Here is a 14,166-nt window from a genome sequence, read left to right on the forward strand (position 1 = left end):
TATCAACGTCCGAAGGAATGATACAGCGATAAATTTGTAAAAGAAAAATGAATATTAATTTAAATAAAATATTATGTTACAAAAAATATCAGGCCGTACATTTAGAGATCATGGCCCTATTAAAATCCTTCATCCGGGTCCAGAGAACACCGGTGATTCAGGTATTGGAAGTATCGGAAGAATAGATCACGCAACGTTTCGGGGAAAACAAACAATTCGTATGCATCCTCATGTAAATGATGAGATTCTCTCCTATTTCCGGACAGGAAAAGTAAAGCATTCGGATTCCGAAGGTTTCAGTGAAGATCTTGGTCCCAAAAAGATAATGCTGATGAAAGCTGGTAAACGGTTCTATCACGAGGAAGAAATTGATGGCGTTGCTGAACCCCATGAGGGGCTGCAGATCTTTATCCGTCCTGGAGAAAAAGACCTGATACCCGAAGTAATTTTCCAGGACCTTGATGAGCTTTACAGCGAAAACAAATGGCGCCTACTGGCATCGCCATCAGAAGAAACCAAGTTACGTTTCAGTAGCCAGACCTGGATATTTGATACCAGGTTATCCTCAGACAGCAGCTTTGAATTGCCCAAATTGCCGAAAGACAACCTCACCGGACTGCTGTATGTCTATCAGGGTTCCGTAACGATAAATCCGGAATTAAGTTTGGAAAAAAATGATTCGCTTATTTTCAGAGATGAAAAATTCACGATCAGTACTTCAACGGGAGCGGAATTGGTCCTGTTCTTAACAGATGAAAACAGTCCTATTTTTAAGGAAGGTATGTACAGTGGGAATACAAGAGGTTAACATTATAGAAACCAGAAGTAAGACTTATTTTTCCGGATATTAACGGATAATAGGTCTATTCTTATTTGCTAGGTGGCAGTGTTGGAAATTAAGAAAGAGCTATCCTATAAAGCTCCCGGTAAAACCTGTACGCGAATGAAAAATCGGAAACATATAATCTTTGACTGACCTGATGAGGACTGTCATGAAAAATTTCAATACCATTTTCAAATATAATGACTTGTGGGCCCCGGATAAATTTAAATGAAAAAAACTGAATATGCACACGCTTGAAAATCTACAAAACTATAATCTTAAACAGCTTAAAAAAACTCAGCAGGGACAACGATACCTGCTGAGCATATCCAAATATAATATCATGAACCTTTACGCAAATCAGTTCGATAATATTCAATAATAATAATCAGGGATTTATAAAATTATACTATTCTAAAATCCCACTGACTAAAGCACTTTCAGTTCGCTTGAAAGACAGACTTAATTAAACGCTCGATCTCCCCCACCCTGAACTGAAAATATTTTCGCTATTTATAGATCACGCACACAGCGTATCTGCGTACTACGTGAACGGGCATAATCGTTGGTTCCCGTCGGCAGTGTATTCATTGCCCGACGCTCGACCTGAACTGATCTTAGACCTCCTGAATTCGTTGTGCCCATGTGAAGTGCGAATATCCCACCGCCTGAACCGTCCTCCAACTGTCCATCCTGCGTTTGGGACCAGTACCAGCCTTCATTCGCAGCAGACAGGGGGTTAGAGGCAGAATTCTGATTATCCTTATAGCCTGCCGCTGGAAAGAAAATTCCTTTGGTCGCGCTGGTTGCATACCAGGCGCCCTGTAGTCCCGAAATTGTTTTATTTTCTACCTGACCAAGTGCCGCGAGAGCGTCAAAGTCTGCTTTGGTGGGTGTACGCCAAGTATAACCATCCATAATACCTATGCAAGGATCTCCCAAATTACTGGGATCATCGCTGTAAGCCCTTTCATCCCATAAGGATAAAGGTGGCCAAAAGGGAAATAGCTACCCAGTCCATTGGTGTACGAAAATGAATAAGAAGCACCATCATATTTTAGGTTACCGGGTGCCCACACAAGGCCTGCCACCTGATCGGGACTGGTTTTGATGACAATGTCCAGTGAATAACGTTCGCCAGGTTCAACGGCCAGTTCAGGGACTTCAAAATATTTCTCGACGTTTCCTATTTTGATGTTACCATATACCTTTCGGATCAGAGCTGATCCTGGGTATGGATTTTCCCCATTGAAACCAGGACGTGCAATGGTCATGGACCGACTTGTAATGACAGGAAGGTTGAATGCCGGAAATACCATTTTACGAACATCGGGCCCCTTGTACGTTAATGCGCCACTTTCAAGATCAACGTCAATATTCTTATAGATTTCACCAAAATATAGCTCAGCATCTACAATCGGCCCAATGGCACTTGCATCAACTTTTGTGGTGATTTCAGTGAATTTATGCTTGAAGAGTATGTCAAGCACATTCATGCCGGCAACAACAGTTTTGTCAATACGTGTGTAAAGAAGATCGTCGTTCCCGGATGTTGATGTCCACGACATGGTTAGCGCTAAATTCGCCTCTGCTAGAGAAGATCCCACATTGGATACCCATGGCAATGGATCGGTTCCATTGAGTGAATAGCAGATAAAGCTGTACTGTTTGTTGGGAACAAGCGTAAATTGCTGCGTATTGCTTCCGCCTGCAGTATATTCCGCCTCATCCACGTAGGCTCTCTGGGAATCATAAACCATTACCTTATACTTTACTCCTGCAACTACATCTTTGACAACCGCCTTTGTTCCGGAACCGCTCGCTTTTAGGGCAATATCCGAACTGGAATTGAATTGGCTCCCACCAACCTTCGACAGGCGCGCCTGTAGGTAAAGGTCCTCCCCCAGTTTTATGTTCCTTATCTGGACACTGCTGTTTGAAGTGACAGACTCTTCCTTTGAAGCTTTGAGTGTTGCAATATCTTTGTTGTCGATCCCGCCCAGAATCACCTGTACTTTGGCCACATTTTCTGCACCGGGGCTATTCTCCTTGGAACATCCTAACATACAAAAGGCAAATGCCAGCCCTATAATAGCGGAAAGATAATAATGAAAAAATTTTTTCATAACCTTACTGTCTTTTGAATCTTTAAGTACCAATGAATAAACTACCAATATACCTCCCTCTCCTCTGAAGAAGGGCCATTCCATTCTTCTTTGACTGTTCCCTGCTGAACGGAAGAGGTTGAAGCGGAACCGCTAGCAATTGAATGTTCGTGAATAACAGTGTTCTCTGAAATTGTCGGGCTCACATAACTGAGCTTGGTTCGAAGAGTGGGATCTTCTGATGTTCTTTTCGTTTTCATTTTGATGATGTCTAGATTAATAAATGACTGTCTGAAATTTTCTTTAACAGACTATAACAAAAGTCATCACTTACCGACTAATCTCAAAAAATAGTGATACCACATTACTAACACATCCCTATCACATTTTAGGCAAAATTTCCCCGTTTTGATTAAACAAACTATTTATAGCCGTTTTAGGGATCCTATTGATCTAAAAAAAACATTTTTTTTTAATTGAGAGATTAAATGCTTAGTGGTAAAATCGGGCAGTAAAAATTGCGGGAAAACTTTTCATATGAACCGATTTTATATCTTCTTCCTTAATATCTCCTGTAAATTTTATGGATACTTCAATCTATCAAACAAAAGATATACATTTGAGCTTTTCGGAAAGAAATTAAAAATTAGACCACAAAAGGAAAAAAGTACAATTTTTATCGACTTTTTGCTATTTATTTGGATTGCCTATATGACATACCTTTGTCCTATAAGAAATTAACAATCAAAAATAAAGAGTATGAAACGTAATGCTACCGCCGTTTGGAACGGTACAATCAAAGAAGGAAACGGACATCTAACCACGCAAAGTTCCGTTCTGAAGCAGACCCAGTATTCATTCAACAGCCGTTTCGCTGAAGGCGTCGGAACAAATCCCGAAGAACTGCTTGCTGCGGCCCACGCAGGATGTTTTACAATGAAGCTTAGCCTAGACCTCACACAGGCCGGTTACCACCCTGAAAAGCTGGAGACAAAATCTATCATTACATTAGACAATGGGAAAATCACTCAGTCTGAACTGCTGCTCCATGCTGAAGTGGACGGGATCTCATCGGAAGAATTTGAAAAAATCGCCAGAGAGGCCGAAAGAACCTGTCCTGTAAGCGCAGCATTCAGCTTCGAAATCATTTTAAACATCAACCTTAAAAAATAATCACAATGAGAACAATCTATTCAAAAGTTTTAACATTGGCGGCACTCGCCATCTTAAATTCCAATATCATGGCACAATCAAACCCAGCATCCCAGGACCCAAACATTGGCCGGGAAACAAGAGAATTTTTAAAAGCTTTGAACAGTGGCGACGGAAAACCGCTGGAAACTTTATCACCTAAAGACGCTAGACTAGTGTTGGTGGGCGCTCAAAAATCGGTAATCTTCGATTATTCGGATATCCAGGAGTCCGAAAAGACAATCACACAAGACGGACAGACCGTAAAAATCCATATCGTAAAACCCAAAGACGCAAAAGACGGTTTACCCGTGTTTATGTTCTTTCATGGCGGCGGATGGGTTTTGGGAGATTATCCGACCCATAGAAGACTGGTTCGTGACCTTGTTGTCAACAGTGGTGCGCTAGCTGTCTTCCCTGATTACACACCATCTCCGGAAACCAGATTCCCGGTTGCTATCAATCAGGCCTATGCCGCGACAAAATGGGTAGCTGAACATGGAAAAGAGATCGGGGTTGACCCAAGTAGGCTTGCTGTTGCCGGAAACAGTGTAGGTGGAAATATGGCCGCAGTGGTAGCGTTAATGGCAAAAGACAAAAATGGTCCTAAACTAAAACAGCAGGTACTTTTGTGGCCCGTAACAGACTCCGACTTCAGCAGAGCTTCTTACACAAAATTTGCACAGGAAAGATTTTTGACAACCCCGTTGATGAAATGGATGTGGGACAATTACTTACCTGACTTAAAAGAAAGGGACAACAAATATGCTTCACCTTTGAAAGCTTCATTGGAAGAACTGAAAGGTTTGCCTCCTGCACTAGTACAGGTTGCCGAGAATGATATTCTGCATGACGAAGGTATTGCCTATGGCAGAAAACTGGACGATGCCGGCGTACCAACGACTGTTACAGAATACAAAGGCTTTATCCACGATTACGGGATGCTGAACCCGCTAGCGCATATCCACGCTGTACAGGAATCTGTGCTGGATGCCGCGACTGCGTTAAGAAAAGCATTGTTTGCTAAGTAAAATAGCATCTGTTTTTAAAAAATTAACACCAAATAGGTATCTCTGTTTGGTGTTACTGTATTATATGATTGATTATTGGAAGCATGTATACTTGAGCACATTTTCTTGAAAAATGAGGCTATATTTGAGATTACTAAGAATGCTTATCACCTATTTTTTTGAGATCAACTCCCTCACTTATTGCTGGCTTGGAGGTATTCCAAAATTTATTTGCCCCTCTAATGGAATTTGTACAAATAATTAAAAAATCAGGATAATTAAGCACAATCAATAGTAATTCTTAAAGTATATGAATTAAATTTGAATTTAAAATTGCGCCGCATGCCAAAAAGTGATTCTATTTTAGTGAACAGCATGGATTCCAGCAGCAGTATTGCAGTTGGTATATGGGATGGTTCAACTCCCGGCATCCTAAAAGCGCTGAATCCGCATCGGCATGACCACTATACCTGCATGCTTATTGAAGCCGGAGAACTGGAAGTGCTGTTCGATTGTGAGCAGCTGACCATGCCTGCCGGAACACTTTTTATCTGCCCCCCGCACCAGGTTCATCAGATCACGGGGATTTTAGGCACATCTGGTTATTACATATCTTTTGAGGGCCATCATATCACCAGTTCGGCAAAGGACATTCTCGATGCATCTTTAGATGAAACCATTATATTATCACTCTCAACGCCGGAGCAACAATGGTTTACCTCGGTTCTGGACTCCCTGAAAAATCTGGAAAGTATAAACAATACCGCAAATAAAGAGGTGCAACAGCCCTTGCTGTCTGCTTTTATAGCGCAGGCGGTAATTTGTTACGAGTGTAAATTAGAATCCGGGGCTATAAGTCATAGCCCCCGGGGTATCAGTATCGCCACCGAATTCAGAAATCTTGTAAAGCGTGATTACCGCAGTGTAAAACGCCCCTCGGAATATGCCCAGAAGTTAAATATTTCGGTGGCCCACCTGAACGATGTCGTTAAAAAAGTGACGGGCATTTCTGCATCAGCACTGATCCAGAAAGAAATACTGAGCGAAGCACAGCGCCTGCTCTATTATTCCCAATTGAGTATTAAGGAAATCTCAGACCAACTTGGTTATGAAGATACAAAGTACTTTATCAGGCTTTTTACAAAAAAGGCAGGACGGTCACCTGGTGATTACAGAAAAACACTACGCTCCCATCCAGACCGGGATTAGACAAACCATCCTATTAAGCTTAATTACATTTTCATTTTTTGTCCACCTTTTACCTCTGTTTGTCAGTTTTCCTGCATTCATTTTTTGATCAATTTTGTACTGTAGATAAGCTGTACGGTACAGTATATCTTTTAATATAAATTCTTAGGTCTTATGGAAGGTCATAATTCAGCAGAAAGTCCAATTTATAAATTAGCAACCACCCCTGAGGGAATTGTAGATTCTCTTTTGGATCATTTTAATTCCAGGGATATCGAAGCTATGCTTGGCTTCTATGAGGATGATGCGGTCATCATTAATACCAGTGGCGAGCCCAAACGTGGAAAAACAGAGATCGCCCGTGAGCTGCAGCAGTCATTCGGATTCGGATTGCCGATAAAAATTGTTAACAGGAATATTTATTCTACCGATAATCTGGCCGCACTGGTGCTGGAGTGGAAAATCGTTGGAACAGGAAATAACGGCGAAAAAATAAATATTACCGGAACTTCAAGCGATTACGCAAAGAAAGGACCGGACGGATATTGGAGATGCTGGTTTGGAAATCCATTCGGCGTACAGGTACGAAGCTTATTTTAATCAATTTTTACAAATTTAAATAGTTCAGATATGAAAATTTTAGTAATCGGTGGCACAGGTCTTACGGGAAGGCTGGTCTCAAAAAAACTGGAAAAACTTGGTCATCAGGTGATCATTGGTTCCCCTTCACATGGAGTGGATATCATGACTGGAGAAGGTCTTTCCCAGGCACTGGAAAATACAGAGATCGTGATAGATTTATCCAACTCTTCTTCTCCTGAAGAAGAAAATGCAATCAACTTTTTTCTGACCGCAGGAAAGAATCTGGTGAATGCAGAGCTGGCAGCGAACATCAGGCATCATCTGGTTCTTTCGATTGTAGGAACGGACGATGCGCTGGAGATAGGATATCTTCGCGCAAAGAAACATCAGGAAGACAATATCAAGAACTCCGGAATCCCTTATACCATCATCCGTTCAACACAGTTTCATGAACATACCGATACGATAATCGCCGTTCAGGGATTGGCTGACAAGGTTTTTGTGTCAAAGATCGACTATCAGCCCATTGCGCTGGAAGATGTAACGGATTACATTGTTCAGTTCGCACTCGAGGAGCCTAAAAACAGTACGGTGGAGATTGCTGGTCCAACCAGAGCAAATATGGATGATTTTGTTGCGAAATATATCGAGATAAGCGGAAAGCCTTTAAAAGTTTTTTCTGACGAGGACAGCAAATATATGCATCTTGTAGTCCCTAAATCGCTGTTAGTCCCTGCTGGAGAATATAATGCAGGCAAGATCCATTTTGAGGATTGGGCGCTGAGTACTTTGACTAATTAAAGCATTCCGATCTATTACTTAGTTAACTGATCTTTCAGAGATCTTTTATTACAAATGCAGGTCGGCTCGCCTGCATTTATTGTTGATTATCACCAGCAATTGGTGTTTAAATTTTTTCACATATTAACGTGTCTTCTTTCCCGGGCTTTTCATTTCATTTTTTTGGCACAGAAAAGAGTTTCCTTTTATCGCCCCGACCCTTATCACATTTTGTGTTCCCATGAATCTTTTTTAAAAGATCTTGTTTCTTTTAATAGGATTCCATTGGCCTGAATAGTAAAAAGCGCCATCTAAATTCCATAGATAGCGCTTCGTCCGCTGATTGGAATGTATGGATTTAATAGTCATATCCTCATACCATCACTATTTTGATTCTATATATTTAACGTAAGTATGAAATTCTGTTTTAGTAAAGCCTAACTTTTCATACAGTTTCTGAGCCTTTAGGTTGTAATAAGAAGTAGATAGTACAACTTTTCCTCTCTCAGACGCTTTACTGTAAGCAAGCACCTCTTCGATCAAAGACTCCGCTATTCCCCTCTTCCTGTATTCCGGATTGACGAATATATCATTCAGTACCCAGATTTTTTCAGTTCCAACAGAAGTAAAAGATGGATATAGCTGGGTAAAACCACAAATCTTCTCATCGGATACAGCTATAAAAATTACACTCTCATTCTTCTCGATCCGTTCCTTTAGAAAGTCGTATGATCTGCTATATTCCATGGGCTGTTCATAAAATACCCTATATTCGGCAAATAGTTGAGCCAGTTCAGCCAGATGATCTGCCGTTGCCCGTAAAATTCTCATATTTATCTTTTTAAAAATTCTCTTATCATATTAGTTGATTCTCCGCAAGGAAAAGTACTTGCGGATCTTCTCAAAGATTGAACGGTTAACTGTGCTTTGTGGAGGTATAAAATCCGTCCTGTAAGTTTTGACACTTAAGTATCTTTTTAGATTGAAATAATCGTCTTCTGATACGATATTCTTCAATTTGAAATAGTTATATTCCATTTTGAGTTCTTCAAGATGATCCTCTTCATTGTAAATGATTTTTGACCAGGAATAAAATTTATCGATCAATCTTTTTTTATCTTCGTCCTCAACTGGATCTCCAAATTCCTGATCCTCAAGAACAGCGACACAGATATCGAGCACTTCCTTAGTCAGGGTAAACTGAAGTCCCTCTGCTTCTTCCCGGTCGTTGAAATATTCAGCAAACTGCCCTGAAGCGATATGTTTTTTGTGCTCGGGATGCAAGCTGATATATTTATGAAGCAAGGAGGATTCCCCACTGTTTATTTCTACCTCAAGTGCGACATTGTAGATCAGTTCCATGCTTAAGTTTTTGGCAATTTGATACATTTTAAAGATAACAGACAAGCTTACCCTGTTAAAGTGATAGGCAAATAGTTTTTCAGAATATTCTCTGATTTCGATTTAAAATTTGTTTGCTACCTCATTTGGTGTTTTTCCGAACTCTTTTTTGAACGCAAAAGAAAAATGCGAAAGATCTTCAAAACCTACTTCCAGATATACCTCGCCCGGCCGTTTGGATTGCTCAGCAATTTGAAAATAGGCTTCCTGCAATCTTTTTTTCTTGAGCCAGATTCCGGGCGTGGTTCCAAAAGCTCTTTGGAAATCCCGCTTGAATGTCGATAGGCTCCTGCCGGTAAAAAATGCAAATTTCTCCAGACTGAGGTTAAATCTAAAATTTTTGTTCATATACTCCTTTAAATTGATCTTATCTGGGACAGAGAAATTAAATAGAATATCGACCAGATCAGGATTCGATCTGAGTAGGATCATAACTAATTCCTCCCTCTTTATGTCAGCGAAATCGGCACTGATGTCCAGGTCTCCCGTATAATAGGGCTCCAGCGATGTGATAAAATTATTTATGAGATTGTTTTCCGGTATAAAAATGTATGAATCCCCACTAGCCGATGGCTTTACTTCATACACATGCCGTTCTGGGAACCTTCTCAGGAAGGCTTCATCAAGGGTAATGATAATTTTTTCAAATGCATCATTATCCTTGTATTTGGTATAACGTACCAAATGATTTTTGCGGGCGATACAGTAATCACCCGGTTGTATTGAGTAGCTTTTTTCGCCATCATAAGCCTTCATAGTCCCCTTCAATAAGTACAGGAAGTAGTTTTCCGTTATATAATTCTCGGGCGAAATCTCCGGGCCAAGATGACAGGATTGGATGTTGTTAAATTTCATAGTCTACTAAATATACTGATCTACGCAGATTAATTCTTGGGATCAGCGATCTTATAACTGTCCACACTTGCAAGTATTGCTTCCTCTTTGGAACGGGGATGCCAGTCCAGTATTTCTACTGCTTTTCTGTTTGACATGACCGTATACTGGTCTGCCGGAGTTGGCTGCATGGCAGCGATTTTTTCGGACAGCTGCGGCCGCTCCTTTCTGATCAACTGTGCCACATCATAAAACTCATCGCTCCTTCCGATGTCGCAAGGAATCGCTGTCCCGCAGCTTGGGGATGCAGCATAGCCTTGATGTGGATATCGGCGACATCGCGCACATCCACCACGCCGAAGGTAAAAGGCGCATTTTCCGTGATCAGCCCATCTATAATTCCCTTGATGACCGTATCCAGTGAAGCTGATGAAATTCCGCCCAGAATGGGACCAAAAATTCCAACAGGATTGATGACCGTTAGTTCCATTGCTGTGGTTTCATTCTTCATAAATTCCCAAGCAGCCTTTTCTGCTATTGTTTTTGATTTTATATAAGCCTGGATCGGTACATTCTCATCAGTCCAGTCCAATTCTGTAAAAACATGATTTTTGGGTTCGATGCTATAACCGATCGCAGCAAAGGAGGATGTGAGCACCACACGTTTAACGCCCGCTTTGTTTGCGGCTCTCAGGGCTCTCAAGGTACCTTCCTTTGCGGGGATGATAAGTTCATTTTCATCTTTGGGCTGCTCCGCTACAAATGGGGATGCTACATGCAGCACATAATCACATCCCTGTGCAGCTTCATCCCAACCACTATCGGAGAGTAGGTCGGCCTGATAAAAAGAGAGCTGATCAAAAGTACTGATACCGCCTTCGCTCAGGGCATCCAATATCTCATTTTTCCGGGAAAGCGTGCGCAGCGTGGTTCTCACGGTAAATCCGTGCCCAAGTAATGCAAGAATGGTATTTATTCCCAAAAATCCGGTGCCTCCGGTTACTAAAACTGTCTGATTGTTCATATTGGATTGGATCTTAAAATTTATAGGTTAACTGTATTGCGTTTTCGGCAAATTCCCAGAGCATTCCCGCAAGTGCTTCATCGTTCATTGCGGCAGTACTGTGACCGGAAAGAGCGGGATACCCGGCGTATTCTTTTTCGCCGTCCGGACCGTAGAATTTACCGCCTATAACTGATGGATCTGTGGCTGCAAACAGACTTGGCAGGGCTCCCTGCCAAGGATCCATCACCTGATCGAATGCGGCAAACATACCTTCCAGACTCTCTCCCGGGATGTTCCGCTGTAGGTCGGTCCGCGTGACCCCAGGATGTGCGGCAACAGAAATGGCTGATAAACAAGCCTTCTTGAATCGCCTATCCAGCTCATAGCTGAACAGGATATCCGCCAGCTTGCTAACCGCATATTCACGCCATTCATCATAGCCTTTTTCAAGTCTGAGATTGTCAAAATCTATGCCGTCCACTAAAGTTGCCGCACCACTGGAAAGGGTGACTACCCTTGCCTGCGGAGCCTGCTTGAGCAGCGGCAATAAATGTCCAGTCAGCGCAAAATGACCAATAAAGTTTACACCGAACTGCAGTTCAAATCCATCATCCGTTTTAGATTCTGGTGGAACCATTACACCAGCATTGTTCACAAGCAGATCAAGTTTCGAATGCTTTTGCGCAAACTTTTCTGCAAATTTTTTAATATTGTCCAGATTGCCAAGATCGAGCACCCCATAGTCCAACTCTCCTTTCCCTACTGTCTCGGACTGAATTTTTTGAATGGCATTTTGGGCCTTCTGTTCATCTCTTGCGGCAATGGTCACGCTCGCGCCTGCTCCATACAGTGCCTTTGCCGTTTCAAACCCGATACCGGTGTTTGATCCGGTAACGATCACGGTCTTTCCTGATAGATCAGGTATATTATTTATTGTCCACATAATCCTTTGTTTTTATTCTCCTACAAAATTCGTGGAATAGCCCTTATGGAGTTTTGTTGTGGAGTTCAAATTTTCTTTGTTGTGAAGGTCAGTCCTGTCGGTTATTTTCTTTAAGCCACTCTCTCCAGCTGCTGCTTTCCTTTTTGCTGTTCTGAGTGTTCATACTTCCATTGCGGAATGTTTTTCCAAGTGTACCCCAGATTGGCAAATTGAACACAAAACGTTTTTTGTTTTTTTTTATCAACCATTGTTTTGCAAGCTCTTCTAGGGTATGGACCTCCGCCCCACCGATCTCATAGGTTTTATTGGACGCGCCATCCAAGGATAACCGGTAAAGTTTTTCGGCGACAATTGCTGTTTCTATCGGTTGCAGCAGGATCCTTTTGGGCAGCAGGCCGATCGGGTATTTTAAAAATGTCGAAAGTATCTGATCAATAAATTCATGGAACTGCGTTGCCCTTAAGATGGTATAGGGTATACCGGATCGTTTCACCGCTTCTTCTGATGCCAGCTTCTGCCTGTAGTAAGCAAAGGGAACTTTATCCGTACCAACTACAGAAATATAAATCAGATGGACTTTGGAATCCGGGTCAATTGCGTCGAGCAGGTTCTGGGTGGCTTCTGTATCACGTTTTAAATCCGTCGCCAGATGAAAGATGATTTCCTTGCCGGATACCGCCTCTTTGATTCCCTTGTTTTCCAGCAGGTCCATCACAACGACATTTTGTTTTTTCGCTCTGTTCTGACGGCTTGCGATGGTATACTGCACGTTGTTTTCTTCCAGTACGCTGACCAGGCTTTTCCCGAGATTTCCGGTTCCTCCGGTGATCAAAATTTTCGACATGGTTATATGATTTAGGGGTTATTGGGTAAAGGGAGCTAATGAAATACTTCTGGTCATTTTCCTCAGCTCCCCGTAGGCCTGCACATTAATCTTCTATTTGCAGATGGGTGCTCAACGCAATCCGGTTCCAGCCATTGATGGTCACGACAAGCATGATGATCTGCGCGATCTGGTTTTCGGTGAAAAATTCGGACGCCTTGCCGTAGGTTTCCTCGCTCAGTCCGCTATGGTGGATAAGGGTAATCTCCTCTGTCATCGCAAGGATGGTCTGCTCCTGTTCTGTAAAGAATTTTGTTGCTTCTCTCCAGGCACTTAGCAGGAATATACGTTCAGGGGTCTCTCCATTTTTGATGGCATCTTTGGTGTGCATGCTGATACAGTAAGCACAGTTGTTGATCTGTGATGCACGGATTTTGACTAGCTCTTTTAACGTTTGTGAGATATCAATTTTTGAAAGATAACCCTCCAATCCTAACATTGCTTTGAATGCCTGTGGTTCCGTCGTGCTGATGTTGATTCGTTTTTCCATTTTTCTTTTTTTTAATTTTGATACTACAAAGTTGGAAAAATGTGAACCGGAAAAACTTAAACGGGTTTAAGAAAAATTTTTTTTTCGGATTTCGCTCAGGTACTCGGGTGTAAAACCCAGATAGGAAGCAATGAGATATTGGGGTACCCGCTGCAGAAATGCAGGTTGGTTCTTAAGGAACTGGCGGTACAGCTCTTCCCTGGAATGCTCGTAAAGCATCTTCACGCGCATCTGTGCTGCGGCATAAGCTTTCTGGTACACCATCCTAAAATACCTTTCCATAGCCGGATGCTTTTCCAGTAGATCATCGTAGGCTTTCTGGCGGATAATCAGGACCTGCGACGCCTGTACGGACTGGATGTAAAACTCTGTTGGCGTTTGATTGATGTAGGAGAACGTCTCTGTCATCCACCAGTTTTCTATCGCGAACTCAGTAGTCTGCTGAACACCTTTTTCATTGATGAAGAATTTCCTCAGGATACCTTCCAGCACGAAATAGCTCGCTTTGCAGACCTGGCCCTCGGTCAACAGGTTTTCCTTTTTTTTTAGCGTCTGCATCTCAAAATATCTGGCTATAGCCTCAAATTCCCCATCGGAAACGGTTATAAATTTATTGAGGTGTTTTTTGAACTGTTCAAGCATTATCTTAAGTCTGTCTTCATCGTGATTAGTGCCTTTAAGATAACAAAAAATAATGTATTTGTTGTGGATTTATGGGTTTGGGATAAGTAATATAGACTTTATTTTAATTCTACCTGACCACAGTGTTTACTATCTTAGAAAATTTTAATCTTGCTTACCAAAAAAATAAAAAGAGCCTGATTGAGAAAAAGATCTCAGTGCGGATTCCCGCATCTCTTTTTGCTTCATGAGCTTTAAATTTATATCACCAAAGCTCCGGAAATCTTTACCTCATTAAGTAATTTACCC

At 41.8% G+C, this 14,166-nt stretch carries 18 protein-coding genes; 6 read left to right on the forward strand and 12 right to left on the reverse strand.

Annotated features, from left to right (window positions below; all coding sequences use genetic code 11):
* Positions 1-73 precede the first annotated feature (73 nt).
* Positions 74-808, forward strand: coding sequence for a pirin family protein (locus tag M2419_RS27030; RefSeq protein WP_259256328.1), 735 nt, complete (start codon positions 74-76; stop codon positions 806-808).
* A gap of 528 nt (positions 809-1,336) precedes the next feature.
* On the opposite strand, the gene M2419_RS27035 is transcribed toward M2419_RS27030, so the two are convergent.
* From M2419_RS27035 to M2419_RS27045, 3 genes are read right to left on the reverse strand one after another with little or no spacing between them, the layout of a single operon-like run.
* On the reverse strand, positions 1,337-1,741 hold the full coding sequence (locus M2419_RS27035; protein ID WP_259256329.1) for a hypothetical protein: 405 nt from the start codon (positions 1,739-1,741) through the stop codon (positions 1,337-1,339).
* A gap of 5 nt (positions 1,742-1,746) precedes the next feature.
* Positions 1,747-2,949: a hypothetical protein gene (locus M2419_RS27040; protein WP_259256330.1), complete on the reverse strand. Its 1,203-nt coding sequence runs from the start codon at positions 2,947-2,949 to the stop codon at positions 1,747-1,749.
* Between the two features lie 41 nt (positions 2,950-2,990).
* Entirely contained in the window at positions 2,991-3,188 is a 198-nt protein-coding gene (locus M2419_RS27045; RefSeq protein ID WP_259256331.1) for a hypothetical protein, read from the reverse strand.
* 499 nt (positions 3,189-3,687) lie between these two features.
* Here M2419_RS27045 and M2419_RS27050 point away from each other — a divergent pair, with 499 nt between their 5' ends.
* From M2419_RS27050 to M2419_RS27070, 5 genes are all read left to right on the forward strand, one after another.
* Positions 3,688-4,101 carry an OsmC family peroxiredoxin gene (locus M2419_RS27050; protein ID WP_259256332.1) on the forward strand — a complete coding sequence of 138 codons (414 nt, stop codon included), beginning with the start codon at positions 3,688-3,690 and terminating at the stop codon, positions 4,099-4,101.
* A gap of 5 nt (positions 4,102-4,106) precedes the next feature.
* A complete protein-coding gene (locus M2419_RS27055; protein ID WP_259256333.1) occupies positions 4,107-5,150 on the forward strand; it encodes an alpha/beta hydrolase in 1,044 nt (347 codons plus the stop codon).
* A gap of 321 nt (positions 5,151-5,471) precedes the next feature.
* A complete protein-coding gene (locus tag M2419_RS27060; RefSeq protein WP_259256334.1) occupies positions 5,472-6,338 on the forward strand; it encodes an AraC family transcriptional regulator in 867 nt (288 codons plus the stop codon).
* Between the two features lie 153 nt (positions 6,339-6,491).
* Entirely contained in the window at positions 6,492-6,917 is a 426-nt protein-coding gene (locus M2419_RS27065; protein WP_259256335.1) for a DUF4440 domain-containing protein, read from the forward strand.
* Between the two features lie 30 nt (positions 6,918-6,947).
* Entirely contained in the window at positions 6,948-7,700 is a 753-nt protein-coding gene (locus M2419_RS27070; RefSeq protein WP_259256336.1) for an SDR family oxidoreductase, read from the forward strand.
* A gap of 363 nt (positions 7,701-8,063) precedes the next feature.
* Here M2419_RS27070 and M2419_RS27075 read toward each other — a convergent pair whose 3' ends face one another.
* The 9 genes from M2419_RS27075 to M2419_RS27115 all read right to left on the reverse strand — a co-directional run bounded on the left by M2419_RS27075 (position 8,064) and on the right by M2419_RS27115 (position 13,878).
* Positions 8,064-8,510 carry a GNAT family N-acetyltransferase gene (locus M2419_RS27075; RefSeq protein ID WP_259256337.1) on the reverse strand — a complete coding sequence of 149 codons (447 nt, stop codon included), beginning with the start codon at positions 8,508-8,510 and terminating at the stop codon, positions 8,064-8,066.
* A gap of 30 nt (positions 8,511-8,540) precedes the next feature.
* Positions 8,541-9,041, reverse strand: coding sequence for a hypothetical protein (locus tag M2419_RS27080; protein WP_259256338.1), 501 nt, complete (start codon positions 9,039-9,041; stop codon positions 8,541-8,543).
* A 102-nt stretch (positions 9,042-9,143) separates the two neighbouring features.
* Positions 9,144-9,935 carry an AraC family transcriptional regulator gene (locus M2419_RS27085; RefSeq protein ID WP_259256339.1) on the reverse strand — a complete coding sequence of 264 codons (792 nt, stop codon included), beginning with the start codon at positions 9,933-9,935 and terminating at the stop codon, positions 9,144-9,146.
* Positions 9,936-9,964: 29 nt separating this feature from the next.
* Entirely contained in the window at positions 9,965-10,159 is a 195-nt protein-coding gene (locus M2419_RS27090) for a hypothetical protein (RefSeq protein WP_259256341.1), read from the reverse strand.
* Positions 10,147-10,938: an aldehyde reductase gene (locus tag M2419_RS27095; RefSeq protein WP_259256342.1), complete on the reverse strand. Its 792-nt coding sequence runs from the start codon at positions 10,936-10,938 to the stop codon at positions 10,147-10,149. Before M2419_RS27095 ends, M2419_RS27090 begins: the two co-directional genes overlap by 13 nt.
* 13 nt (positions 10,939-10,951) lie before the next feature.
* On the reverse strand, positions 10,952-11,863 hold the full coding sequence (locus M2419_RS27100; protein ID WP_259256343.1) for an oxidoreductase: 912 nt from the start codon (positions 11,861-11,863) through the stop codon (positions 10,952-10,954).
* 88 nt (positions 11,864-11,951) lie between these two features.
* Complete coding sequence (locus tag M2419_RS27105; protein WP_259256345.1) at positions 11,952-12,707, reverse strand: SDR family oxidoreductase; 756 nt, start codon at positions 12,705-12,707, stop codon at positions 11,952-11,954.
* 85 nt (positions 12,708-12,792) lie between these two features.
* Positions 12,793-13,236, reverse strand: a complete 444-nt coding sequence (locus M2419_RS27110; RefSeq protein WP_072961334.1) for a carboxymuconolactone decarboxylase family protein — start codon at positions 13,234-13,236, stop codon at positions 12,793-12,795.
* Between the two features lie 66 nt (positions 13,237-13,302).
* The gene (locus M2419_RS27115; protein ID WP_259256347.1) at positions 13,303-13,878 is read right to left on the reverse strand and encodes a Crp/Fnr family transcriptional regulator; all 576 of its coding nucleotides are present in this window, start codon (positions 13,876-13,878) and stop codon (positions 13,303-13,305) included.
* Positions 13,879-14,166 lie beyond the last annotated feature (288 nt).

The sequence above is a fragment of the Sphingobacterium sp. BIGb0116 genome (genome assembly GCF_024808035.1).
Classification (GTDB): domain Bacteria; phylum Bacteroidota; class Bacteroidia; order Sphingobacteriales; family Sphingobacteriaceae; genus Sphingobacterium; species Sphingobacterium paramultivorum.